The organism is Pseudomonas wayambapalatensis (assembly GCF_049942315.1).
GTDB classification, from domain to species: Bacteria; Pseudomonadota; Gammaproteobacteria; order Pseudomonadales; family Pseudomonadaceae; genus Aquipseudomonas; species Aquipseudomonas wayambapalatensis.
On sequence record NZ_JBNFMU010000183.1, the window covers coordinates 1 to 23,614 of the forward strand.

Here is a 23,614-nt window from a genome sequence, read left to right on the forward strand (position 1 = left end):
GTCCGAAAGATCGAGCGCCGCCCGCGCGGCGCTTCGCGGGCAAGCCCGCTCCCACATTTGTTTTCGGGCCAGTTTCTCCTGTATCCATCATCGGTACGCGGCCCCTTGGCGCATGACTGGATATGGAAGAAAGGTAACTGCTCAAATGCGATATCGAAGGGGGCAAACAAGGGGCGCGCGGCAATCACTCAGGAATAATTGGCCCGAAACAAATGTGGGAGCGGGCTTGCCCGCGAAGCGCCGCGCGGGCGGCGCTCGATCTCAGAGGCGCTGAAAAGCTTTCGACGAGCACCTGTGAGCCCTCACGCAATCACACGCAAACACCTTGAAAGGCAAGGCTATAAAAGCAAAGCTCAACCCCCCCCGCGCCTGACATGCCTGACCAGAACCTTCTCCAGCAACTCCCACATCCTGGCATCCGTACTGAACGCCACATTGAACCGCATCCACCCCGTGGCCTGCGCATCGACCATGAACAACTGCCCAGGCCCAAGCATGATCCCCTGTTCCAGCGCATCGTCCAGCAATGCCGCACTGTCGGGGATGGCCGGGTGGCGGGTCCAGATGTACATGCCTTCATCCGATTCGATGAACAGCTCGAAGCCCAGCCGATGCAGGTGTCGACCCACTTCCTGATGCGCTTCGGCCAGGCGTTGGCGCAGGCGCTTGAGGTGCTTGCGCCAGCGACCGTCGATCACTGCGGCGTACACCACGCGCTCCATCACCTGCGAGGTGGTCAGCCCTGAACGCATCTTCAACTGCAACAGCTGCTGCATCACCTCGGCTTCAGCCACCAGGTAGCCCACCCGCACGTTGGGCGAGATGCTCTTGGAGTAGCTGCCCACGTATACCACCTGCTGCAGATGGTCGAGGCTGGCAAGGCACGGCTGCGGCTCGGCGATCATGTCGGCGTAGAGGTTGTTCTCCACCAGGCGCAAGCCATGCTGCGACGCCAGTTGCAGCAGGCGGTGCAACTGCGCCAGCGGCGTGCGCGAACAGGTCGGGCTGTGCAGGTGTGGCTGGGTGAAGAACACTGTCGGGCGATGGTGGGCGAGCAAGCGCTCCAACTGGTCGAGGTCGTAGCCCACGGGTGTGCGCGGCACGCCGACCAGGGTCGCGCCCTGAAAGCGCAGGATGCTCATCAGGTTGGGATAGCCTGGGTCGTCCACCAGCACCACGTCACCCGGTCGCACCAGGGTACGCACCGCCAGGTCCAGCGCCTGGCTGGCGCCATGGGTGAGCATCAGTTGCGCAGGGCTGGCGACGATCGACAGCTCCTGCTGCAGGTTCTGCGCGGTCAGCGCGCGCAGTTCGGGCAGGCCCATCGGGTCACCATAGCCAGACAGCTCCAGCGGGCTGCCGGCCACCTGGCGCATGCCGCGACGCAAGCCGTCTTCGTACATCCAGTCGTTGGGCAGCCAGCCGCAGCCGGGTTTGAATGGCAGTTGGCGGGTCTCGAAGATCTGTTGCAGGTACCACTCGGAGTTGAACGATGGTCGGGTTGTGTCAGCTTGCGGGGTGTGCGTGTCGAGCAACTCGCCCGCCGAGCGGCTGACGAAGAAACCCGCATTGCCGCGACTGACCAGCAGCCCCTGGGCCACCAGGCGGTCGTAGGCTTCGACCACGGTGAAGGTGCTCACCGAGTAGGTCGAGGCGAACGCGCGGATAGACGGCACCTTGGCGCCGGGCTTGAGGGTCTGGTTGTCGATGAGCTCGCGCAACCCGTCAATGATCTGGTTGACCAGCGGGGTAGGGGAGTCCGGATGTAGTCGCAGCATGGGGTGCCTTCAGGTGTGCGTAACGCCAAGCGCCTGCAGGGTGTCGCGGGTGTATTGCATTGGCGGCCTGTACAGTGCAGTGCGAGTTTCATGCCACTGTGCATGGCTCTATGTGGCGGACATTTTTACATTAGGTGTCAGATATCGCCAGATGCAACACGTTCAGTTCGCCCGAGCGGCAACCCTCGGGCGCGTCAGCAGGCCGCCATGGAAGGTCTGCGTGTGTTCCTCACACCTCCTGCCCGCAATAGCGCTGATGTACAGGTGAGGCCGATAACCATCGGGGTTTCACAGTTTTTCCTTGGATAAAAAGAAGCACGGGGTACACAACTGATGGACGCAACATCCACATCCACCACCTCCGCGAAAGGCGGGCACGAGAGCAAGCTCAGTGCCTCGCTCAAGTCGCGCCACCTGACGATGATGTCGATCGCCGGGGTCATTGGCGGCGCCTTGTTCGTCGGCTCCGGCAGCGTGATCCACAGCGCCGGCCCTGCGGCTGTCCTGGCGTACCTCGCCGGCGGCATCCTGGTGGTGCTGATCATGCGCATGCTCGGCGAGATGGCGACCTCCTCGCCGGACACCGGCTCGTTCTCCACCTATGCCGACCGCGCCATCGGGCGCTGGGCCGGTTTCACCATCGGTTGGCTGTACTGGTGGTACTGGGTCATCCTCATGGCCTGGGAAGCCTACGTGGCGGGCAAGATCCTGCATGGCTTCTTCCCTGATGTCAGCGTCAACGTGTTCGTGCTGGCGACCACCTTGCTGCTGATCACCGTGAACTTCTTCAACGTCAAGCACTACGGCGAGTTCGAGTTCTGGTTCGCCTTGATCAAGGTGGTGGCGATCGTCTGCTTCCTGGTGGTGTGTACCGCCGCCGTGATGAACGTCTGGCAGTTCGGTGAGGTACGCGGCATCACCCACCTGACCGCCGAAGGCTTCATGCCCAATGGCATCACCACGGTGATCGGCGCCTTGCTCGGGGTGATGTTCGCCTTCCTCGGTGCCGAAATCGTGACCATCGCGGCCTCGGAAGCGAAGGATCCGGCCACCCAGATCGTCAAGGCCACCAACTCGGTGGTGTGGCGTGTGTGCCTGTTCTACGTCGGCTCGATCTTCCTGATCGTCTGCCTGGTGCCGTGGAACGATCCGCACCTGGGCGTTTCCGGTTATGGCGCCTACCGCCGCACCCTGGAACTGCTGGGTGTGCCGTATGCCGAGCTGCTGATGAACTTCGTGGTGTTGACCTCGGTGAGCAGTTGCCTGATCTCCGGCCACTACACCGCTTCGCGCATGCTGTTCTCGCTGTCCCAGCGGGGCGATGCGCCGTCGTTCTTCAAGATCACCCGCGCCGGCACCGGTGTCCCGGTGTACGCAATCCTCGGCTCGTGCGCCGTGGCGGTGGTCTGCGCGCTGATCAACTTCAGCGAGACCCTGCGCCCGAAGGACGTGCTGGAAACCCTGATGAACACCACTGGCATGATCGCCCTGCTGGTGTACCTGGTGATTGCCTTCTCGCAACTGCGCATGCGCCGCAAGCTGATCGCCGAAGGCCGCGAGGTGCGCCTGAAAATGTGGCTGTTCCCCTGGCTGACCTACCTGGTGATCGCCTTCATCGTTGCCGCACTGGTAACCATGGCCTTCATGCCTGACTACCAGATTCTGGTGATCTCCACCGGTATCGCCGCAGCCATCGTGGTGGCCATGGGTGTGGTACACCAGATCCGCAGCGCCAAGCGTCACTGACCGCTGCCGGGCTGTACGGAAAACGCGGCCGGCTCCCCAGGGGACCGGCCGCGTTTTCATTTGCGGCGCACCACGGTCAGCCAGTCGGTGTAGTGGGCAATCTTGATCGGCAAGCTGGCCTGCAGGTCATCGAGGGCCTGGTCGGTGTCGTCCAGGGCCAGGTCGTCGGCGACCTTCAGGTCGGCCAGCGACGGGGCATCGAACAACAGCAGGCCGCGGTGGTGTCGGGCCAGACGCTCGAGCGTTTCGTTCAGCGGTTGACCGTCGCCTGGCAGGCGCTCCAGGTACCAGGCTGCCTGGGTATCGCCGGTATCGACCTGGGTCAGGGTTGCGGGCGTGATGCCATCGAAGCGCAACTGCTGGCCGCGGTTGAGCGACAGTTGGCGACCGTTGACAGACAGTTCGACCCGCCCCTCCAGCACGGTGACTTCGCTGCTGTCCTGCAGCCGCTCGACGATCAGTTTCGCGTCCAGCGGACGCAGGCTGCCCTGTGGGGTGACGATGAACAGCGGGCGGGTATCGCCCCGGGCCACTTCCAGCAGCAACTGGCCCTTGAGCAGGTCGATCCGTCGCTGAGTCCTGTCGAACGCCAGGTCCACGGCCGACCCGCTGTCCAGGGTCAGCAGGCTGCCGTCCTCCAGTTGCCGGGTCAGGCGGTTCTGGCTGTCGGTGGACAGGTCGGACAGCTCGAAGCCCTGACCCATCCAGGGCGAGGCGAGCAGGATGGAGGCGCCGATCAATGCAAGGATGGCCAGGGGCAGGGCGAGACGCGGGTAGGGGAAGGCATTCATGGCGAGCGACGTATGGAGGTTATGCGGATGACCTCCAGCATAGGCTGTCAGTTCCTGTTTTCGTTCAGGCGAAGCGGATCGGTCAGACCGATACCCCGAACGTTCGGCAAAAGGCATATGCTAGCGCTTCCAACTGCCGAAGGAGTCGCCCATGGCCTGGTCCGCCACCCAGTATTCGCTCTTCGAAAACGAACGCACCCGTGCCGTGCGCGATCTGCTCGCGGCTGTGCCAGCGCGACCGGTACGCCACGCCACGGATCTTGGCTGCGGCCCTGGCAACTCCACCGAGGTCTTGCTGCAACAGCATGGCGACGCCCAGGTGCTGGCCTTGGACAGCGACCAGGACATGATCGACAAGGCGCGCGAGCGACCACGCCTGAAGGTGCCACGGGTGCGTTGCGAGGTAGCCGATATCGCCACCTGGAAGGCTGCCGAACCCCAGGACCTGATCCTCGCCAACGCCTCGTTGCAATGGGTGCCGAACCACCGTGAGCTGTACCCGCACCTGATCCGCCAGCTTTCCGAGGGGGGCAGCCTGGCGGTGCAGACCCCCGACAACCTCGATGAGCCTGCCCACAAGCGCATGCGCGAGATTGCCAGCCAAGGCCCGTGGAAAGACAAGTTCAGCGATTTTTCCTTGCCACCGCGACACAGCGGCGCGTTCTACTACGACCTGCTCAGCCCACTGTGCACACGCGTGGATGTGTGGCGCACCACCTATCACCATGTCCTCGAGGGCGGCGCGAGCGCTGTGGTGGAGTGGTTCAAAGGCTCGGGCCTGCGGCCGTACCTGGCGCGGCTGGACGAGGCCGAGCGCGAAAGCTTCCTGCAACTCTACCTGCAGGCCATGGAGCGGGATTACCCGAAAGCCACCGATGGCAAGGTGCTGCTGCCGTTCCCCCGGTTGTTCGTGATCGCTACCCGCTAGCACGCCTCCCGCGCCAGAGCACATAGCCGTAGATGCCGAGGTTGACCAGCAACACGATCAACCCGAGCAGCACCTGGACCTGTGGCGTCAGCCCGGCCGGGTAGATCAGCGGCCAGACATAGTGCTCGACGAACCCTCCCTGGTAGCCGGCCTGGCCGGCTGCCAGGCGCATGCGGTTTTCCCAGTCGGTCAGAGGGCACTGCAGGTGCAGGCATTCCACCGCCAGGCCCCAGGCCAGGGCCGGCAGATGCAGGAGCAGGGCGCGGCGCCAGCGCAGCACCAGCAGGCCGCCGAACAGCACCAGCAGGATGAAGGCCAGGTGCAGCAGAACCAGAGTGTCGGCGCTGAGGCGGTAGAGCATGGGCGGGGTCCGCTGTGGGGCGAGTCATCAGCATAGGGCAGATCACGGGGGGCCGGCATGGTCGCGGGGTGGCACCGCTGAACTCACAACGCTTCTTGCACCATCTGCAGAAACGTCGCCACCACGCGACGCGTGCGTTGTTCGCTCAGGCACACCAGCGTCTCGGTCAAGTGGCGTTGGCAATCGACGATGGGGAGTGCGCACACCCGTGAGTCGGCGCCGAACTCCGCCGCCGACACCACGCCCACGCCAATCCCCACCACCACCGCTTCACGCGCCGCTTCGCGTCCCTCGACCTGGATGGCCGGGCGGATGCGCAGGCCCGCGCGCTGCATTTCTTCTTCCAGGGTCTGGCGTGTCACCGAGCCGGGCTCACGCAAGACCAGCGGCGTGTCGTCCAGGTCGGCCAGGCTGATCGAGGCACGGCTGGCCCAGGGGTGGTCCTGGGAGACGAAGGCCACCATCGGGTCACGCCGCATCGGCACGCAGAACAGCCGCTCGTCATCGACGTCGCGCCCGAGCAGGGCCAGGTCAGCCTGGTAGCTGAACAGGCGCGCCAGCGACTCATCGGTGTTGCCCGTCTCGATCTTGACCTGAATCCCCGGATAGCGCTGACAGAAGCGCGCAACCTGCGGCAGTACGTGCACGGGGGCATCCACTGCCAGCACCAGGCTGCCGGTGTGCAGGGCACGCGAATCCTGCAGCAGCTCCAGTGCTTCGGCCTCGCAGGCGAACAGGCGTTGGCTGATGCCCAGCAGGCGCTCGCCCAGGTCGGTGAGCTGCACCGAACGCTTGTTGCGCTGGAACAGCAGCACGCCGAAGCGTTCCTCCAGCTTGCGCACCTGGTCGGACACCGCTGGCTGGGTGAGGAAGAGTTTCTCGGCGGCCCGGGTGAAGCTGCCGTGTTCGGCCACCGCGTGAAAGGCCTTCAGCTGCGCTTGCGAGACGGACATGGAGCACCTCGGAACAGGTTCTTTTAAAAGCTGGGCTTATGTGTGAAATACGATAAATCGATTTTATTTATCAGTCACCAGCTGTTTCCATGTCGCTCAACCCGGGGCAGCTTCACACGCCCTTGCACCGGGCCATGGTCCAGCCAGATGACGTCCCTCCGTCATGCAGTGCGCAACACAACAACAAGACAGGCGTTTCTTCACATTCTGCCGGCACACTCAGCAAGAGGTCAGAGTCAAATGAACCAGTCTTTCGGTGCCATCAAGCGGTGGCGCATGCAGATCTTCGCCATCACCTGGCTGGCCTACGCCGCCTTCTACTTCACCCGCAAAGCCTTCTCGGTCGCCAAGCTTGGCATTGCTGAAGACCCAGGTTTCATGCTCGACAAAGCCGCCATGGCCAACCTCGATGCGATCTACCTGGCGGCCTACGCCGTAGGCCAGTTCACCTGGGGCATGCTCGCCGACCGCTTCGGCCCGCGCGTGGTGGTACTCGGCGGGCTGCTGATCTCGGCCGCAGCAGCGGTGGTGATGGGCAGTTACGCGACCTTCCCGATCTTTGCCACCTGCATGCTGATCCAGGGCCTGGCGCAGTCGACCGGCTGGGCAGGGCTGTGCAAGAACATCGGCAGTTTCTTCCCCGCCTCCCAGCGTGGCCGGGTACTGGGCCTGTGGAGTTCGTGCTACGCCTTTGGCGGCCTGGTGGCCTCGCCCTTTGCCGGGTGGTGGGCGTACACCCTGGTCGGCAGTTGGCACGCAGCGTTTTTCTCCAGTGCCGTGGTGGTGGCGGTGGTGGCGCTGCTGTTCTTCCTCTTTCAGCGCAACAAGCCCGAAGACGTCGGCCTGCCAGCGGTAGAGCCGGAGCCACAGAGCATGGCGCCAGGCGCGAACCTGTGCAGCGTCTGGGCGCCGCTGCGCGAAATCCTGCGCAACCGCACGGTCCTAACGCTCGGGCTGGCCTACTTCATGCTCAAGCCGGCGCGTTACGCGATCCTGCTCTGGGGACCGGTGATCGTTTTCGAGCAGATGCCTTCGGTGGGCAAGGTTGGCGCAGCGATCATTCCCACGGCCTTCGAGCTGGCCGGGTTGCTTGGGCCGATCCTGATCGGCCTGGCCTCGGACAAGCTGTTCGGTGCACGGCGCATGCCTGCCTGCGTGATCAGTCTGCTGCTGCTGACCGTCACTCTGGCCGGCTTCATGGCGGCCATGCACAGCGGCAGCGTGCTGCTGGTGGTGGCGCTGCTGTTCGTCATGGGCCTGACCCTGTACGGCCCGGACTCGATGATCAGCGGCGCGGCCGCCATCGACTTCGGCACCGCCAAGGCCGGCGCTACCGCAGCCGGGTTCGTCAATGGCTGCGGCTCGGTAGGCGCGGTGCTGGGTGGGCTGCTGCCGGGCTACTTCGACAGCGTCACCGTGTTCATCGTGTTCGCCGGCACTGCGCTGTTCTCCGCCCTGGTGCTGCTGCCGCACTGGAACAGCCGCCCGGTCAGTGCAGACGCGGTACATGACGTGGCACCCAATACCGGCATGGCGATCAAGCCGGTACGTACCTGAAGGAAAGTGAAACGATGAGACCGTTCTGGCTGCAACAGGCCCTGGACCCGCAAAACGAAGCCGTGTGCCCGCCGCTGCAAGGCGATGTGCGCTGTGATGTCTGTATCGTCGGCGGCGGCTACACCGGCTTGTGGACCGCACTGCTGCTCAAGGAGGCGGTGCCGGCGCTGGATGTGCTGTTGATCGAGGCGGATATCTGCGGCGCCGGTGCCAGCGGGCGCAATGGGGGCTGCGCGCTGTCGTGGTCGGCCAAGTACTTCACCCTGGAGCGCTTGTTCGGTGTGGCCGAGGCGGTGCGCCTGGTCCGTGAGTCGGAGCGCAGTATCGCGGCCATCGGCACGTTCTGCGCCGAACATCACATCGACTGCGACTACCGCATGGACGGCACCTTGTACACCGCCACCAATGCCGCGCAGGTCGGCAGTACCGATGCGGTGATCGCGGCGCTGCAGCGCCAGGGCATCAACTCGTTCCAGCGTCTGGCGCTGGATGAAGTGCAGCGCCGGGCCGGCTCTGACCGCCACCGGGAAGGCTGGTTCTCGCCAGCGGCCGCCACGGTGCAGCCGGGCAAGCTGGTACGTGGCCTGCGTCGGGTGGCCTTGCAGCGCGGCGTGCGCATCCACGAAGGCACGGCGATGACCAGTCTTGAGCACGGCACCCCGGTGCAGGTGCGCACCGCCCACGGCACCGTGCGTGCCGACCGGGTGGTGCTGGGCCTCAATGCCTGGATGGCGCGGCAGTTTGCGCAGTTCGAGCGCAGCGTGGCGATCGTCTCCAGCGACATGGTGATCACCGAGCCGTGCCCCGAGTTGTTGCGCCAGACGGGCCTGGAGACCGGCATCAGCGTGCTTGATTCGCGCATCTTCGTGCACTACTACCACAACACCCCCGACGGGCGCCTGATGCTCGGCAAGGGCGGCAACACCTTTGCCTATGGCGGGCGCATGCTGCCGGTCTTCGATCAGCCGTCGCCTTACCGAGCGCTGCTGCAACGAACCTTGGGCGAGTTCTTCCCGGCGTTGGCCGAGGTGCCGCTGGCTGCGAGCTGGAACGGGCCATCGGATCGCTCGGTGACCGGCTTGCCGTTCTTCGGCCGCCTGGACGGGCAGGGCAACGTGTTCTATGGCTTCGGTTATTCCGGCAGCGGCGTAGGGCCTTGTCACATGGGTGGGCAGATCCTTTCGTCGCTGGCCCTGGGGATGGACAACGCCTGGACGCGCTCGCCCCTGGTCAAGGGGCCGCTGGGGCAGTTTCCGCCGGAGCCGATCCGCTACCTGGGGTCGCTGATGGTGCGCGATGCCGTGCGGCGCAAGGAACGCGCCGAAGACCGAGGGCAGCGCCCGCGGCGGCTGGATGTGCGGCTGGCGAAGTTCGCGGCGGCGGCGGGGAAGGCGGACAAGGGTTGAGTCGGTGTGGGCTTTTTCGCGGGCAAGTCGGGTCGCCGCACCGCCGCTCCCACAGGTAGCCACCGCTTGCAGGAGCGGCGGTTCGCCGCTGCGGGTTGCCGGCGAATGGCTGCCACGCGATTTCTTGTCGATCCCACCCGCGAGGGCGTATAAACTCTCCCCACTTTTGGCCGGTCGCTTCCTGAACCGGCCGCTGAGACAAAGAGAGTCGAAATGGGCGCACAGTGGAAAGCCAAGCATAGAGAAACCGCCGCCAACGCCAAGGGCAAGATCATGGGCAAGTTGGCCAAGGAGATTCAGATCGCTGCCAAGTCTGGCGCCGACCCGGACATGAACCCGCGCCTGCGCTTGGCCATCGTCCAGGCCAAGAAAGCGTCGATGACTCGCGAAACCCTCGAGCGTGCGATCAAGAAAGGCGCTGGCCTGGATGGCGAGGCGGTGCAGTACCATGCCGTCAGCTACGAGGGCTTTGCGCCTCACCAGGTGCCGCTGATCGTCGAATGCCTGACCGACAACGTGAACCGTACCGTCGCCCAGATCCGGGTGTTGTTCCGCAAGGGCCAGCTTGGCGCAAGCGGCTCGGTGGCCTGGGACTTCAACCATGTCGGCCTGATCGAGGCCACCCCGGAAGGTGATGCCGACCCGGAAATGGCCGCCATCGAAGCCGGCGCCCAGGATTTCGAAGACGGCGAGGAAGAGGGCTCGACCCTGTTCATCACCGACACCACCGACCTGGATGCTGTGCAGAAGGCCCTGCCCGAGCATGGTTTCACCGTCACCTCGGCGAAAATCGGCTACACCCCGAAAAACCCGGTGAGCGCCGCCAGCCTGAGTGCTGAAGCCCTGGCCGAGGTCGAAGCCTTCCTCGAGGCGATCGACGAGAACGAAGACGTGCAGAACGTCTATGTCGGTCTGACGGACTGACTTCCCGCCGGGCTGCCTCGCGGCCCGATGGGCCCCTTCATGGGGCCCTCCACCTCACCCGCGCAGGTCACCCCATGACCCCCACTTTCGCCTCACTGAGCCTGGCCCACCTGCGCACCCTCAATTGCCTCCTGCAATTGAAGAATCTCAGCCACGCCGCGGAGCGCCTGGGTTGCAGCCAGTCGGCCTTGAGCCGTCAGCTTGCCCACCTGCGCGATGCCTTCGGCGACCCGCTGCTGGTCCGCCAGGGCCGCGGCTATGTGCTCAGCGAACATGCCGAAACCTTGGTCGAACCCTTGCGCCAGGTGCTCGATGAGCTCAGCGCCCTGCGCCAGCCTGCCGCCTTCGACCCGGCACGTTGCGAGCGGCGTTTCTGCATCGCCGCCTCCGACTATGTGGCCGAGCATATCCTTCCGGACCTGGTGACGGCACTGGAGCATGAGGCGCCCGGAGTGTCCCTCGAGTACCGCACCTGGCAGGCTGGCCAATACGCCTCGCTGGCCAGTGGTGAGGTCGATCTGGCTACCACGCTGTTCGATGAGTCCCCGCCGAACCTGCATGGCCGGCTGCTCGGTGAAGACCGGGCCGTGTGCCTGATGGCGGGCGAGCATCCGCTGACTGCCTGTGCCACGATCAGCCAGGACGACTACCTTGCCTATCGCCATGTGCGGGTTTCCGGCGGCGGCGACAAGGACAGCTTCATCGACCGTCACCTGCGTGCCCAGGGGCTGCAGCGGCGCATGCAACTGCAGGTGCCGTTCTTCAGTGCCATGGTGCGGGTGATCGGCAATGGCCAGGCGTTGGCCACGGTGCCGGAGCATATCGCCCGCCAGCTTTGCCGTTTGCATGGCCTGGCCTGGCGGCCGCTGGGTTTCATCGAGCACAGTCAGCGCTACTGGGTGGTCTGGCATCAGCGCTTGCAGGCCTCGGCCGAGCACCGCTGGTTGCGTAACCGGGTATTCGAGCTGTGGCGCCAGTCGTCGTTCGGCGTGCAGGGCGCAGATGCGCGGTTGCGATAGCAGCTATGCGCGAAACGGGGTTATTGCGCGGGGACGGGTTGCCTAGACTGGGCTGATTGCGGGGTGTCGGTGCTGACACCTCATCTCTTCGCCCAGGAGCCCGCCCAGTGACCCCCGAACAATTCCGCCAGTACGGCCACCAGCTCATCGACCTGATCGCCGACTACCGCCAGACCGTCGGCGAGCGCCCGGTGATGGCCCAGGTCGAGCCCGGCTACCTCAAGGCCGCGCTGCCCGAGGCTGCGCCGCAGCAGGGCGAGCCGTTCGCCGCCATCCTCGATGATGTCTCCAGCCTGGTGATGCCCGGCCTGTCGCACTGGCAGCATCCGGACTTCTACGGCTACTTCCCCTCCAACGGCACGCTGTCGTCGGTGCTCGGCGACTTCCTCAGCACAGGGCTTGGCGTGCTCGGCCTGTCCTGGCAGTCCAGCCCGGCCCTGAGCGAGCTGGAGGAAACCACCCTCGACTGGCTGCGCCAACTGCTGGGGCTGTCGGCGCAGTGGAGCGGGGTGATCCAGGACACGGCCTCCACCAGCACCCTGGTCGCGCTGATCAGCGCACGTGAGCGCAGCACCGACTATGCCCTGGCTCGCGGCGGCCTGCAGGCCCAGGACAAGCCGCTGATCGTCTACGTCAGTGCCCATGCCCACAGCTCGGTGGACAAGGCTGCGCTGCTGGCCGGGTTTGGTCGCGACAACATTCGCCAGATCCCCACCGACGAGCGCTTCGCCATGATTCCCGAAGCGCTGCAGGCGGCCATCGAGCAGGACCTGGCGGCAGGCAACCAGCCCTGTGCGGTGGTCGCTACTACCGGCACCACCGCTACCACGGCGCTGGACCCGTTGCGCCCGGTCGGTGAGATCGCCCAGGCGGCGGGGTTGTGGCTGCATGTCGATTCGGCGATGGCAGGCTCGGCGATGATCCTCCCGGAATGTCGCTGGATGTGGGACGGTATCGAGCTGGCTGACTCGGTGGTAGTCAATGCGCACAAGTGGCTGGGCGTGGCCTTCGACTGTTCGATCTATTACGTGCGCGACCCGCAGCACCTGATCCGGGTGATGAGTACCAACCCCAGCTACCTGCAGTCGTCGGTGGATGGCGAGGTGAAGAACCTGCGCGATTGGGGCATACCGCTGGGGCGGCGGTTCCGTGCGCTGAAACTGTGGTTCATGCTGCGCAGCGAAGGGGTCGAGGCTTTGCAGCAGCGCCTGCGCCGCGACCTGGAAAATGCCCGCTGGCTGGCCGAGCAGGTCGAGGCTGCGCCGGGCTGGGAACTGCTGGCGCCGGTGCAGTTGCAGACCCTGTGCATTCGGCATGAACCCGAGGGGCTGGAGGGTGAGGCGCTGGATGATCACACCCGTGGCTGGGCAGATCGGCTCAATGCTTCCGGCGACGCCTACGTGACCCCGGCAACCCTGCAAGGCCGCTGGATGGTTCGGGTGTCGGTCGGCGCGCTGCCGACCGAACGGGCGGATGTGGAGCGGCTGTGGGGGAATCTGCAGGCGGTGGTCAAGGCTTGAGATTGCCGGGGCCGCTGCGCGGCCCCGACTGCCTTACTGGCTCACCACCTCGAAGCTGCTTTTGCGGCTGGCTTCATAGGCGTCCTTTTCCAGCGGTTTGGCCTGCGGGTTACCCAGGTCTTCCATGGCCAGCCGGTAGGTTTCAGGCGCCACATAGGCTGCCAGTGCGCACACGCAGGTGATGGCGAAGGCCAGGGCACCGACCACCAGCCAGATATGCTCTGAGCCAGGTGGGGCGACGGCCGCGAACAGCGCCGGCAGCATCGCAGTGAGCATGGTGCCGATGTTCTGTGCGATGGCCATGGCCGACACCCGGTAGCGGGTCTGGAACAGCTCCGGGTAGAAGCTTGGGAACACGGCGTTGTAGCCCTGGTAGACCATGCCCCACATCAGGATCGAGCCGACGAAGGCAAGTGGCACGTTCTGGATGCTGATCGCATACAGGTAGACGAACGCCAGCAGACCCGATCCCAGACACCCGGCAATCATGGTCGGACGTCGGCCGATGCGGTCCGACAGGTTGCCCACGAACGGAATCACCAGCACCGCGACGACATTGCCCACCACCGGGATCCACAGGTACACGCTCTTGTCGAAGCCGATGCCATAGGCCGGCTGTACCGCATAGGCCGCGCCGAAGATGGTGGCGACCACCGGGATCACGTTCATCAGTGCCATGAACATCACCAGCACCATGTGTTTCCAGCTGTGGCGGAACGCTTCGCCGATCGGCGACTTGGCCACCTTGTCCTGTTTTTCTTCCTGAACGAATGCCGGGGTTTCATGCACCTCCTTGCGGATGATGAAGCCTGCGATCAGCACCACCGCGCTCATCAGGAACGGAATACGCCAGCCCCATTCGTTGAACGCTTCGCTGGGCATGAAGTAGGCCAGTGGCAGGAACACCGCGGCGGCCATCACCTGGCCGGCCTGCACGCCTTGCAGTGTGTAGCTGGCGTAGTAGCCGCGACGCCCGAAGGGCGCGTGCTCCATGATCATGGAACTGGCGCCGGAGATCTCTCCGGCCACGGCGAAGCCTTGGACCAGGCGCAGGATCACCAGCAGGGCAGGGGCGAGGAGGCCGATGTCGTGGTAGGTGGGCAGCAGGCCTACCGCCATGGTCGAGATGCCCATCAGGAACATGCACAGCAGCAGCACGTTCTTGCGTCCTCGCGTGTCGCCCCAATGGCCGAGCACGAAGGCGCCGACCGGACGGGCCAGGTAGCCGACGCCATAGGTGGCCAGGGAGGCGATGATGGCCATCTTCGGGTCGCTGGACGGGAAGAAGATCTGCGGGAAGATCAGCGCTGCCGCCTGGGCATAGATGAAGAAGTCGTAGTACTCGAGGGCCGAGCCGATCCACCCGCTGGCGGTGGCTTTCTTGGCCTGTGAAGAGTGGGCCATGGTGTCTCCGTTGTTCTTGTTGGTTGTCGGATGGCGGTCGCACTCGGGCAGGCATGAGCCCGGATGGCGGCGACTGAATCCATGGTCGTCCAGGGTTCTGCGCTGAATCAATTCGTCTTGCTGGCTTCTGTTCGGTTATCGAACACAAACTAACCATTTCGTACAAAGCGCATTGCCGCCACGACTTTACCTGCGAATAATCGATCCTGCCATCGTCGAGAACAAGCAGGTTCACAGGTCAGACGAACCTGCCCCTGTACAAACAACAAGGAACTCCACATGCAGCGTTCGATCGCCACCGTCTCACTCAGCGGCACCCTGCCCGAAAAGCTCGAGGCCATCGCCGCCGCAGGCTTTGATGGCGTCGAGATCTTCGAGAACGACCTGCTCCATTACGCCGGCGCCCCGCGTGAGATTCGTCAGCGGTGTGCGGACCTGGGGCTGGCCATCACGTTGTTCCAGCCGTTTCGCGACTTCGAGGGCTGCCGCCGTGATCGTCTGCACAAGAACCTCGATCGCGCGGCGCGCAAGTTCGACCTGATGCAAGAGCTGGGCACCGACCTGGTGCTGGTGTGCAGCAATGTGCAGCCCGATGCGCTGGGCGATGAGCAACTGCTGGTCGATGACCTGCGCCTGTTGGCCGAGCATGCCGGTGACCGAGGCCTGCGCATCGGTTACGAAGCGTTGGCCTGGGGGCGTCACGTCAACACTTGGCAGCAGGTGTGGCACCTGGTGCGTGAGGCTGATCATCCGGCGCTGGGGGTGATTCTCGACAGCTTCCACACGCTTTCGCTCAAGGGGGATCCCCGTGGGATCCGCGATATTCCCGGCGAGAAGATTTTCTTCGTGCAGATGGCCGATGCGCCGATCCTGGCCATGGATGTGCTGGAGTGGAGCCGGCATTTTCGCTGCTTCCCCGGCCAGGGTGAGATGGACCTCGCAGGTTTCCTGGCGCCGATCATCGCCAGTGGGTATCGCGGCCCACTGTCGCTGGAAGTCTTCAACGATGGTTTTCGCGCCGCGCCTTCGCGTCAGAATGCCGCCGATGGCCTGCGCTCGTTGCTGTACCTGGAGGAAAAGGCCCGTGTGCGCCTGGCCGAGCAGTCGGTCGCGGTGGAACCCGGCGTGCTGTTCACACCGCCTGCGGCGAGCCGCTATGACGGGGTGGAGTTCGTCGAGTTCGCCGTGGATGACGCGGTCGGTGCGCGGCTGGGTGGGTGGTTGAAGCGCCTGGGGTTCGCCGAGGCTGGGCGGCACCGCAGCAAGGCGGTCAGGCTGCTGCGCCAGGGAGATATCAATATCGTGCTCAACGCCGAACCCTATTCCTTTGCCCACAACTTCTTCGAGGCCCATGGTCCATCGCTGTGCGCTGCAGCCTTGCGTGTGGATGACGCCCAGGCCGCGCTGCAACGGGCCGTGGCCTATCGCGGTCAGCCATTCCGTGGTCTGGTCGGCCCCAACGAGCGGGAAGTCCCGGCGGTGCGCGCGCCGGATGGCAGCCTGATCTACCTGGTGGAGCGGGCCGGGGCAGGGCAGAGCATCTACGACAGCGACTTCTGCCTTGATCCGTCGGCTTCTACCGATGGCGGGCTGCAGCGCATCGACCACATGGCCTTGGCCTTGCCGGCCGAGGGTCTGGACAGTTGGGTGCTGTTCTACAAGAGCCTGTTCGACTTCACCGCCGACGACGAAGTGGTGCTGCCTGACCCTTATGGCCTGGTCAAGAGCCGCGCCCTGCGCAGCCCGTGCGCAACGTTGCGCCTGCCGCTGAACATCTCCGAGAACCGCAACACCGCCATCGCCCACGCCCTGTCGAGCTACCGTGGTTCGGGCGTGCACCATATCGCCTTCGACTGTGCCGACATCTTTGCCGAGGTCACGCGGGCCAAGGAGGCTGGCGTGCCGTTGCTGGAGATCCCGTTGAACTACTACGACGATCTGGCGGCACGCTTCGAGTTCGACGATGAGTTCCTCAGCGAGCTTGCGTACTACAACGTGCTGTACGACCGCGATGCGCAGGGCGGCGAGCTGTTCCATGTGTACACCGAGCCGTTCGAGGGGCGTTTCTTCTTCGAGATCCTCCAGCGCAAGGGGGACTACGCGGGGTATGGCGCGGCGAACGTGGCCGTGCGCCTGGCGGCGATGGCCAAGCTGCGCGCGAGCCCGGGCAGCTAGCACGTTCCACATCCACCCTTGCGCTTCCCTGCACCGCCCGGCTCACGGATAATCCCCGCACATTCCAAACAACAGCCTGTGAGTCGGTATGAGTGATCCGCAAGTCAGCCTCGGTCAGTCCGAGGCCGGGGCGCGCAAGTCGCGCAAGAACAACCCGGAGAAAACCCGCGAGGACATCCTCCAGGCTGCGATCCACGAATTCGTCCAGCAAGGCCTGGCTGGCGCGCGGGTCGATGCGATCGCCGAACGCACCGCCACCTCCAAGCGCATGATCTACTACTACTTCGGCAGCAAGGAACAGCTGTACCTGGAATGCCTGGTCAAGCTCTATGGCGACATCCGCAAGACCGAGCACAGCCTGGACCTGGAGTCGTTGCCGGTCGAGCAGGCGATCCGCCGGCTGGTGGAGTTCACTTTCGATCACCACGACCACAATGTCGACTTCGTACGCATCGTCTGTACCGAAAACATCCATTACGGTGAGTTCGTCAAGCAGGCGCCGGTGATCCGCGAAATGAGCAGCCTGGTGCTCGAGTCACTGGCGCGCACCCTGCAGCGCGGGGGCGAGGAAGGCATGTTCCGTGCGGGCATCGAGGTCATCGACCTGCATATGCTGATGAGTTCGTTCTGCTTCTATCGGGTCTCGAACCGGCACACCTTCGGCGAAATCTTCCAGATCGACCTGGCGGACGAGGCGATCAAGCTGCGGCACAAGCAGATGATCTGCGAAGCCGTGCTCAACTACATCCGCGCCTGATGCCCAGCATCTGTCACTCGCCCAGCCGCTGCTCACGTGAAGGTGGGTAGCCGAAATACGCCGCGTAGCACTTGCTGAAGTGCGACACCGAAACGAACCCGCACGCTACCGCCACTTCCATTACCGACAGGTCCGAGTACTGCAGCAGCCGCCGGCTCTTGGTGATGCGCAGCTCCATGTAGTAGCGCCGCGGCGAGGTGCCGAGCTGGGCCTGGAACAAGCGGTCGATCTGCCGACGCGAGCGGCCGCTGTAGGCGGCCAGCTGATCGAGGCTGAGGGTCTCCTCCAGGTTGTTTTCCATCAGCTCGACAATGGTGCGCAGTTGCAGGCTCATGGACTTCTTCGCCCCGGGCCCGACCTGGCGATAACGGGCACCTGAGAACGACAGGATCTCTTCGACACCTTCGGCCAAGGCATCGCCATACAGCCGGCGTACCAGGCCCAGCATCAGTTCCATGGCGCCATTGGGGCTGGCGGCGGTCAGGCGATCTCGATCGAGGGTGAAGCTGGCCGGCGTGATGCGCGTCTGCGGGCTGCGTTCGGCGAGGCTGGCGCGCTGTTCGGGGTGGATGCTACAACCGTAGTCGCCCAGCACCCCGGCGCGGCCGAGGAACCATGCACCGCTCCACAAGCCCCCCAGGGCCATGCCGTGGGCCGCGCAGTCGCCCAGCAGGCGGTCGAGTTCGGGATATTTGAGCGGGGTGCGCAGGCCGGCGCAGATGACCAGGAGGTCGGGCTCCTTGAGCTTGCGCGGGTCCAGCTCGCTGGCCACCAGTTCCAGGCCCAGGTCACTGAGCACCCGGTCACCTTCGAGTGACAGCGGAGTGAAGCGGAAACTCTCGGCTCGCAGCAGGTTGGCGGTGACCAGCACGTCCATCGCCACGGTGAAACTGGCCATGGAAAAATGCTCGAGCAGAACGAAGTCGACGCGGTACGGCACCTGTTCGTCGCTGGCGCCGGATTTGAGCCGCAACATGTTACTGGTGCTAGTCTTCTTGCTGAACTGGCGAGGCGTGGGCACAGCGGACTCCGTTTCCTTCGAGGGCGCAGGAAGTGTGCTGGGAGTTGCGGGGAAAGACAATCACTGGCCGGATAATGCCGCGAGCCCTGGCACTGGCGGTAGGCGGATTGGAATGAACCCTTGGCGCCTGGCGTGAACAAATGAAGTACATGCTCACAGGAGAACGCTCATGGAAATCGGAACGGTCTGGATCCTCGTCGCAGTGCTGGTGATTCTTCTGCAGATCTGGGCGATATGGCACATCATCGGCAGCGAGCGCCGTGCCGAGCGCAAGATGTTGTGGGTCGTGTTCGTGGTTTGGGCGCCGTTCCCCGGCCTGTTGTTCTGGGCCTGGCGCGGGCCGCGGGCAGTGAAGGGCAGGGCCGTGCTGGAAGAGAAATGAGCCTTGCCTGGCGCCTGTCGCAAGGACAGGCGCCACGGACTTGGATCGAGGTGCCGATCCCTGGAAAAACCTGTCTGGGCGGGTAGAATTGGCGCTCCTGCCTTCAGCGAGTCCGCCCCATGTCAGCGCCGACACTCGAGCTGTTCCCAACCGGCGCTGAACACGCCGACGTCATCCGCAATCTGTACCAGTTCTATGCCTACGAGTCCTCCGATTGGGAGCAGGAGGACGTCGAGGCGGACGGGCGTTTCTACCTGCATGAGGCGCATATGGCGCGCTACTGGCAATCGCCCGGGTGGTGCGCCAGCCTGGTGCTGGTCGACGGTTTCATCGCCGGTTTCGTGCTGGTCGAGCGCAGCGAGCTGCCAGGCGTCGAGGCCCTGGAACTGGCCGACCTGTTCATCCTCAAGCGCTACCGTCGCCAGGGCATCGGCCGGGCGGTAGCGTCCCAGGTGCTTTGCAGTGGCGCCCACGACTGGCTGCTGCGCTGCTTTCGGCAGGATGAAGTGTCCATGGCTTTTTGCACCCGCATCGTTGCCGAGTTGCCGCGCGCGGTGCAGGTGATCGCGCTGGAAGATGATCCGCAACTGCATTCCTGGCGCGTCATGGCGGTGCGCCACTGAAGTGCCGCACGCGCGAATTTTTGTGAACCACTTCACAAAATCCTGTCGCTCAGCGGCATAATGCCAGTATCTTGAAAAACGGCCCCGCAGGTTCAGGAAGAATGCCATGTCGCTAGTCGCGAGCCCCGACGTCATGTACCGGTTGTTGATCCAGAGTGTGGTGGACTATGCCATCTACCTGCTGACCCCGGAGGGGATTGTCGCCAACTGGAACCCGGGGGCGCAGCGCGCCAAGGGCTATGAGGCCAGCGAGATCGTCGGGCAGCACTACTCGCTGTTCTACAGCGAGGCGGACCGCGCTGCCGGACTGCCGCAAGCCAACCTCGAGCAGGCACGCCGCAGCGGTCGTTTCGAGGAGCATGGCTGGCGCCTGCGCAAGGATGGCAGCCTGCTGCGCGCCCATGTGGTGATCGAGGCGGTGCATGACGACGACGGGCAACTGGTAGGATTCGCCAAGATCACCCGTGACTGCACCGAGCAGTACCATGCACAGATGGCCCAACGCGAGCAGGAGCGACATTTCCGCCTGCTGGTGCAGGGCGTGCGTGACTATGCCATCTACATGCTCGACAGCGCCGGTCATGTGATCAACTGGAACGCCGGTGCCGAGCGAGCCAAGGGCTACAGGGCCGATGAGATCGTCGGCCAGCATTTCTCGGTGTTCTACACCCACGAAGACCGCGTCCGCGGCCTGCCCGAGCATGGGCTGGAGACGGCACGGCGGGAAGGGCGCTTCCAGGCCGAAGGTGTCCGTCAGCGCAAGGACGGCTCGCATTTCTGGACCAGCGTGGTGATCGAGGCCATCCATGACGAGGACAGCGGCCAACTGATCGGTTTCGCCAAGGTGACCCGTGACATCTCCGAGCGTCGCCGCTACGAGCTGGAGCTTCTGCAGGCCAAGGAACTGGCCGAGCAGTACAGCCAGGAGATGAGCACCCTGTCGCAGTTTCTCGATTCGGTGATCGCCAATATTCCGGCCTGTGTCATCGTCCAGGACCTGGCCAGCCAGCGCATCCTGTTGGCCAACCAGCAGGCTGAGCGTTTGTTTGGTGGCCAGGGGGCGAGCCTGATCGGTACGCTGCCCGCCGAGTGCGTGGTGCCGGCTGCCGCCGAGTTTCTCGAGCAGCAGTTGGCGCGCGGCGCACGCAGTGCCAAGGGCTACGCCGCTGAAACCCGTGTCGAAACCCTCGCAGGTGCCCGCACCTTGCGCAGCCGCGCTCTGATCAGCCAGAACCGCGACAACCAGGCCGATTACGTGCTGTTCATCGCCGAGGACGCCACTGAAGAGCTGGCAGCCCACGCGCAGATCCACCACATGGCCCATCACGATGCACTGACCGGCCTGCCCAATCGCACGCTGTTCCACGAGCGTCTCAAGCAGGCGCTGGCGCGCGGCGAGGACAGTGGCAAGCTGACCGCCACCTTGTGCCTGGACCTGGACAACTTCAAGAACATCAACGACTCCCTCGGCCATGCCTTCGGCGATAAACTGCTGCGTGCCCTGGGCAAGCGCCTGCGTCGAGAGCTGCGCGAGCACGACACCCTGGCCCGGCTAGGCGGCGATGAGTTCGCCGTGGTTCTAGCCGGGCTGGACAACCGCGAGGCGGCCTGCAATACCGCCCGGCGCCTGATCGATGCGATCTGCCCGCCATTCCAGATCGAAGGGCACCAGTTCACTGTCGGCGTAAGCATCGGCATTGCCTTTGCGCCTGAGGACCAGGACAACGCCGAGCTGCTGCTGGGTTACGCCGACATGGCCCTGTACGAAGCCAAGCGCAATGGTCGCAACCGCTACGAGTGTTTCCATGTCGAACTCGACGTTGCCGCACGCCAGCGCCGCCTGGTGGAGACCGACCTGCGCACGGCCCTGCACCTGGGGCAACTGCAATTGCACTACCAGCCGGTGGTGGACCAGCAGTGCAACAGCGTCACCGGCTACGAGGCGCTGCTGCGCTGGGAACACCCCAGCCGCGGCATGATCATGCCCATGGACTTCATCCCCATCGCCGAGGAAACCGGGCTGATCCACGAGATTGGTGCCCGCGTGCTGAACCTCGCCTGCCAGGAGGCGGCAACCTGGGAAGGGCAGGAGGTGGTGTCGGTCAACCTGTCGCCGGTGCAGTTCAAGAATACCGGGCTGGTGCATACCGTTTCCCTGGCACTGTCGGACTCAGGGCTTGACCCGCAGCGCCTGGAGCTGGAGATCACCGAGTCGGTGCTGCTGGGCAACAGCGAGGAGAACGTGCGCATCCTGCGGGAGCTGAAAGACCTGGGCGTGTCGATCTCGCTGGATGATTTCGGCACAGGTTATTCGTCGCTGGGTTACCTGCGCTCGTTCCCGTTCGACCGGATCAAGATCGACAAGTCTTTCGTCCACGACATGTGCGACAGCCGCGAGGCGATGTCGATCATCCGCGCGATTACCGAGCTGTCCAACAGCCTGATGATCAAGACCACGGCCGAGGGCGTGGAGTCGGTCGAGCAGATGGAGCGTCTGGCCGCAGAAGGGTGTTCGCACTTCCAGGGCTACTTCTATGGACGACCGGCACCGGCCAGCGAGCGCTTGAAGCAGATTGTCAGGGATTGACGGGCTGGCAAAAACACTTGCCACCCGACGCCCCATCTCTTCTAAACTCGCAGGGTTCGCCTCACCCAGAGATCCGCATGACCACCCGTACCCCGCTGTCCGGCGTCAACCACCCCTTGCGCGGCATCGCCCTGGTGGTGGCCGCGACGTTCCTGTTCGCCAGCCACGACGGGCTGTCGAAGTTCCTCGGTGGGATCTACCCGGTGATCATGGTGGTCTGGGCCCGCTATGTGGTGCATACGCTGCTGATGGCCGGCATCTTCATGCCCCAGGCTGGGCTGAGCGTGCTGCGCACCCGACGCCCGTTGCTGCAGACCTTGCGTGCCTTGAGCCTGCTCAGCACCAGCCTGCTGTTCACGGCGGGGCTTCAGTACTTGCCGCTGGCCGAGGCCACGTCGGTCAACTTTCTCGCCCCGGTGCTGGTCACTGCGCTGTCGGCTCCGCTGCTCAAGGAGCGGGTCACGCCGGGCCAGTGGCTGGCGGTGGTGATGGGCTTCATCGGGGTGCTGGTGGTGGTGCATCCGGGCGGGGCGATGTTCACCCCGGCGATCCTGTTTCCCTTCGGTTCTGCCCTGGGCTTCTGCTTCTATCAGCTGCTGACGCGGATTCTGGCCGCCCACGACAGCCCAACCACCAGCAATTTCTACGCAGGGCTGTGCAACACCCTGATCATGAGTGTGCTGGTGCCGTTTTTCTGGCAGACGCCGCAATGGCAGCACGTGCTGCTGATGCTCGCGCTCGGCGGTTGCGGCATGACTGCTCACCTGCTGCTGACCAAGGCCTTCCGCCACGCAGCGCCGGCGCTGCTGGCGCCGTTCAGTTACTGCCAGATCGTCTTTGCGGGGGTGCTGGGCCTGGTGGTGTTCGGCCAGGTGCCGGACACCACCAGCATCGTGGGCATCGCCATCATCTGCTTGAGCGGCCTTGGCGCCGCCTGGATGCAGCGGCGCAAGTGACCGTCAGCCGTTGACCAGCGCCTTGAGCGAGGCGTCGAAGCTGCGCAGGGCATCGGCCTGCACGTTCTGCTCGACCTGCAACTGGTGGGCAAGATTCGTCATGTCACTGGGCAACGCTTGACGGGCCTGACCTTCGGCGCGGCCGATCTAGGTCAGTTGGTCATCGTAGAAGCGTGCGACCACCTGGGTTTCGATGTCTGGGCTGGTGGCGCTGGCGAGGCGGCTCTGGGCATCGAGCAGCACGATCACGTCGGGGTGGTCGGCGAGCAGGGTATCCAGATCGTCGTAGAAGGTGACCTCGGCGAAGGTCTGCGCCAGCGACTGGGCCAGCCAGCTGTAGGCCTGGCTGCCACCGTTGAGCGTGGCCACTTGCACGGCACGCGAGGCGCCAGGCACTGAAGGCGGGGCTTCACGATGGCGCTGCAGGTAGTCCAGGGTGGCGCAGGCATTGCGGCCCAACAGCACGGCGACATGCTGGCCCGGTGTCAGCGACACGCTGGACAGATCGGTGGCCGAATAGAAGTGGCCGTAGGGTTGCGCCACCTGCGAGGTGGCCGAGGCGGCACAGCCACCCAGGGCGGCCAGCAGGGCCAGGATCGCGGCGAGCATGCCGCCTTTGCTGATCGATGCCATGATCGTTGCCTCATCGAAGGTTCAATGAAGCCATCTTCCGCCTCCGGTTCTCGCGGTGGAACTTGAAGATATTCATGGTCGCTATCGACGATG

Annotated in this window: 20 protein-coding genes; 13 read left to right on the plus strand and 7 right to left on the minus strand. The window is 64.5% G+C overall.

Going from position 1 to position 23,614, the window contains the following annotated elements; genetic code table 11:
* Positions 1 to 353: 353 nt before the first annotated feature.
* Complete coding sequence (locus ACPZMI_RS13715) at positions 354 to 1,778, minus strand: aminotransferase-like domain-containing protein (RefSeq protein WP_411382736.1); 1,425 nt, start codon at positions 1,776 to 1,778, stop codon at positions 354 to 356.
* 333 nt (positions 1,779 to 2,111) lie between these two features.
* Here ACPZMI_RS13715 and ACPZMI_RS13720 point away from each other — a divergent pair, with 333 nt between their 5' ends.
* Positions 2,112 to 3,524, plus strand: a complete 1,413-nt coding sequence (locus tag ACPZMI_RS13720; protein ID WP_411382735.1) for an amino acid permease — start codon at positions 2,112 to 2,114, stop codon at positions 3,522 to 3,524.
* A 56-nt stretch (positions 3,525 to 3,580) separates the two neighbouring features.
* On the opposite strand, the gene ACPZMI_RS13725 is transcribed toward ACPZMI_RS13720, so the two are convergent.
* Complete coding sequence (locus ACPZMI_RS13725) at positions 3,581 to 4,315, minus strand: FecR family protein (RefSeq protein WP_288375104.1); 735 nt, start codon at positions 4,313 to 4,315, stop codon at positions 3,581 to 3,583.
* 151 nt (positions 4,316 to 4,466) lie between these two features.
* On the opposite strand from ACPZMI_RS13725, the gene tam reads away from it, so the two are divergent.
* On the plus strand, positions 4,467 to 5,243 hold the full coding sequence (tam, locus tag ACPZMI_RS13730; protein WP_426352433.1) for a trans-aconitate 2-methyltransferase: 777 nt from the start codon (positions 4,467 to 4,469) through the stop codon (positions 5,241 to 5,243).
* On the opposite strand, the gene ACPZMI_RS13735 is transcribed toward tam, so the two are convergent.
* Complete coding sequence (locus ACPZMI_RS13735) at positions 5,233 to 5,604, minus strand: DUF2784 domain-containing protein (protein WP_186707877.1); 372 nt, start codon at positions 5,602 to 5,604, stop codon at positions 5,233 to 5,235. The two genes, tam and ACPZMI_RS13735, sit on opposite strands and share 11 nt — an antisense overlap.
* An 83-nt stretch (positions 5,605 to 5,687) precedes the next feature.
* The gene (locus ACPZMI_RS13740) at positions 5,688 to 6,557 is read right to left on the minus strand and encodes a LysR substrate-binding domain-containing protein (RefSeq protein ID WP_186707875.1); all 870 of its coding nucleotides are present in this window, start codon (positions 6,555 to 6,557) and stop codon (positions 5,688 to 5,690) included.
* Positions 6,558 to 6,797: 240 nt separating this feature from the next.
* On the opposite strand from ACPZMI_RS13740, the gene ACPZMI_RS13745 reads away from it, so the two are divergent.
* From ACPZMI_RS13745 to ACPZMI_RS13765, 5 genes are all read left to right on the plus strand, one after another.
* Complete coding sequence (locus ACPZMI_RS13745) at positions 6,798 to 8,114, plus strand: MFS transporter (RefSeq protein ID WP_411382733.1); 1,317 nt, start codon at positions 6,798 to 6,800, stop codon at positions 8,112 to 8,114.
* A 14-nt stretch (positions 8,115 to 8,128) separates the two neighbouring features.
* Positions 8,129 to 9,520: an FAD-dependent oxidoreductase gene (locus tag ACPZMI_RS13750; RefSeq protein WP_186663913.1), complete on the plus strand. Its 1,392-nt coding sequence runs from the start codon at positions 8,129 to 8,131 to the stop codon at positions 9,518 to 9,520.
* A gap of 213 nt (positions 9,521 to 9,733) precedes the next feature.
* Positions 9,734 to 10,444, plus strand: a complete 711-nt coding sequence (locus ACPZMI_RS13755; RefSeq protein ID WP_023631852.1) for a YebC/PmpR family DNA-binding transcriptional regulator — start codon at positions 9,734 to 9,736, stop codon at positions 10,442 to 10,444.
* A 74-nt stretch (positions 10,445 to 10,518) separates the two neighbouring features.
* Entirely contained in the window at positions 10,519 to 11,463 is a 945-nt protein-coding gene (locus ACPZMI_RS13760) for a LysR family transcriptional regulator (protein WP_426352434.1), read from the plus strand.
* A 107-nt stretch (positions 11,464 to 11,570) separates the two neighbouring features.
* Positions 11,571 to 12,983 (plus strand): DOPA decarboxylase, encoded by a 1,413-nt coding sequence (locus tag ACPZMI_RS13765; protein WP_426352435.1) that lies wholly within the window; start codon positions 11,571 to 11,573, stop codon positions 12,981 to 12,983.
* Between the two features lie 33 nt (positions 12,984 to 13,016).
* Here ACPZMI_RS13765 and ACPZMI_RS13770 read toward each other — a convergent pair whose 3' ends face one another.
* The gene (locus tag ACPZMI_RS13770) at positions 13,017 to 14,387 is read right to left on the minus strand and encodes an MFS transporter (RefSeq protein ID WP_186663918.1); all 1,371 of its coding nucleotides are present in this window, start codon (positions 14,385 to 14,387) and stop codon (positions 13,017 to 13,019) included.
* A gap of 279 nt (positions 14,388 to 14,666) precedes the next feature.
* Here ACPZMI_RS13770 and quiC point away from each other — a divergent pair, with 279 nt between their 5' ends.
* Together quiC and ACPZMI_RS13780 are read left to right on the plus strand one after the other, a co-directional pair.
* On the plus strand, positions 14,667 to 16,562 hold the full coding sequence (quiC, locus tag ACPZMI_RS13775; RefSeq protein WP_426352436.1) for a 3-dehydroshikimate dehydratase QuiC: 1,896 nt from the start codon (positions 14,667 to 14,669) through the stop codon (positions 16,560 to 16,562).
* An 88-nt stretch (positions 16,563 to 16,650) separates the two neighbouring features.
* Positions 16,651 to 17,319 carry a TetR/AcrR family transcriptional regulator gene (locus ACPZMI_RS13780; RefSeq protein WP_426352437.1) on the plus strand — a complete coding sequence of 223 codons (669 nt, stop codon included), beginning with the start codon at positions 16,651 to 16,653 and terminating at the stop codon, positions 17,317 to 17,319.
* Between the two features lie 13 nt (positions 17,320 to 17,332).
* Here the strand turns inward: ACPZMI_RS13780 and ACPZMI_RS13785 are convergent, their stop codons facing one another.
* The gene (locus tag ACPZMI_RS13785) at positions 17,333 to 18,340 is read right to left on the minus strand and encodes a helix-turn-helix domain-containing protein (RefSeq protein ID WP_186720616.1); all 1,008 of its coding nucleotides are present in this window, start codon (positions 18,338 to 18,340) and stop codon (positions 17,333 to 17,335) included.
* Positions 18,341 to 18,509: 169 nt separating this feature from the next.
* Between ACPZMI_RS13785 and ACPZMI_RS13790 the strand changes: the two genes are divergently transcribed.
* The 4 genes from ACPZMI_RS13790 (at position 18,510) to ACPZMI_RS13805 (ending at position 22,888) form a co-directional block, all read left to right on the plus strand.
* Positions 18,510 to 18,722, plus strand: coding sequence for a PLDc N-terminal domain-containing protein (locus ACPZMI_RS13790; protein ID WP_054891554.1), 213 nt, complete (start codon positions 18,510 to 18,512; stop codon positions 18,720 to 18,722).
* 119 nt (positions 18,723 to 18,841) lie between these two features.
* Entirely contained in the window at positions 18,842 to 19,345 is a 504-nt protein-coding gene (locus tag ACPZMI_RS13795; RefSeq protein WP_186720615.1) for a GNAT family N-acetyltransferase, read from the plus strand.
* Positions 19,346 to 19,451: 106 nt separating this feature from the next.
* Positions 19,452 to 21,932, plus strand: coding sequence for a sensor domain-containing protein (locus ACPZMI_RS13800; RefSeq protein ID WP_426352438.1), 2,481 nt, complete (start codon positions 19,452 to 19,454; stop codon positions 21,930 to 21,932).
* A gap of 77 nt (positions 21,933 to 22,009) precedes the next feature.
* Positions 22,010 to 22,888, plus strand: a complete 879-nt coding sequence (locus ACPZMI_RS13805; RefSeq protein ID WP_186663930.1) for a DMT family transporter — start codon at positions 22,010 to 22,012, stop codon at positions 22,886 to 22,888.
* Between the two features lie 147 nt (positions 22,889 to 23,035).
* On the opposite strand, the gene ACPZMI_RS13810 is transcribed toward ACPZMI_RS13805, so the two are convergent.
* Positions 23,036 to 23,521, minus strand: a complete 486-nt coding sequence (locus tag ACPZMI_RS13810) for a hypothetical protein (RefSeq protein WP_426352439.1) — start codon at positions 23,519 to 23,521, stop codon at positions 23,036 to 23,038.
* Between the last annotated feature and the right edge of the window lie 93 nt (positions 23,522 to 23,614).

Bases quoted from the DNA above. Each gene is read 5' to 3' on its own strand.
- ACPZMI_RS13715 (WP_411382736.1), bottom strand. From the start codon at position 1,778: ATGCTGCGACTACATCCGGACTCCCCTACCCCGCTGGTCAACCAGATC.
- ACPZMI_RS13720 (WP_411382735.1), top strand. From the start codon at position 2,112: ATGGACGCAACATCCACATCCACCACCTCCGCGAAAGGCGGGCACGAG.
- ACPZMI_RS13725 (WP_288375104.1), bottom strand. From the start codon at position 4,315: ATGAATGCCTTCCCCTACCCGCGTCTCGCCCTGCCCCTGGCCATCCTT.
- tam (WP_426352433.1), top strand. From the start codon at position 4,467: ATGGCCTGGTCCGCCACCCAGTATTCGCTCTTCGAAAACGAACGCACC.
- ACPZMI_RS13735 (WP_186707877.1), bottom strand. From the start codon at position 5,604: ATGCTCTACCGCCTCAGCGCCGACACTCTGGTTCTGCTGCACCTGGCC.
- ACPZMI_RS13740 (WP_186707875.1), bottom strand. From the start codon at position 6,557: ATGTCCGTCTCGCAAGCGCAGCTGAAGGCCTTTCACGCGGTGGCCGAA.
- ACPZMI_RS13745 (WP_411382733.1), top strand. From the start codon at position 6,798: ATGAACCAGTCTTTCGGTGCCATCAAGCGGTGGCGCATGCAGATCTTC.
- ACPZMI_RS13750 (WP_186663913.1), top strand. From the start codon at position 8,129: ATGAGACCGTTCTGGCTGCAACAGGCCCTGGACCCGCAAAACGAAGCC.
- ACPZMI_RS13755 (WP_023631852.1), top strand. From the start codon at position 9,734: ATGGGCGCACAGTGGAAAGCCAAGCATAGAGAAACCGCCGCCAACGCC.
- ACPZMI_RS13760 (WP_426352434.1), top strand. From the start codon at position 10,519: ATGACCCCCACTTTCGCCTCACTGAGCCTGGCCCACCTGCGCACCCTC.
- ACPZMI_RS13770 (WP_186663918.1), bottom strand. From the start codon at position 14,387: ATGGCCCACTCTTCACAGGCCAAGAAAGCCACCGCCAGCGGGTGGATC.
- quiC (WP_426352436.1), top strand. From the start codon at position 14,667: ATGCAGCGTTCGATCGCCACCGTCTCACTCAGCGGCACCCTGCCCGAA.
- ACPZMI_RS13780 (WP_426352437.1), top strand. From the start codon at position 16,651: ATGAGTGATCCGCAAGTCAGCCTCGGTCAGTCCGAGGCCGGGGCGCGC.
- ACPZMI_RS13790 (WP_054891554.1), top strand. From the start codon at position 18,510: ATGGAAATCGGAACGGTCTGGATCCTCGTCGCAGTGCTGGTGATTCTT.
- ACPZMI_RS13795 (WP_186720615.1), top strand. From the start codon at position 18,842: ATGTCAGCGCCGACACTCGAGCTGTTCCCAACCGGCGCTGAACACGCC.
- ACPZMI_RS13800 (WP_426352438.1), top strand. From the start codon at position 19,452: ATGTCGCTAGTCGCGAGCCCCGACGTCATGTACCGGTTGTTGATCCAG.
- ACPZMI_RS13805 (WP_186663930.1), top strand. From the start codon at position 22,010: ATGACCACCCGTACCCCGCTGTCCGGCGTCAACCACCCCTTGCGCGGC.
- ACPZMI_RS13810 (WP_426352439.1), bottom strand. From the start codon at position 23,521: ATGGCATCGATCAGCAAAGGCGGCATGCTCGCCGCGATCCTGGCCCTG.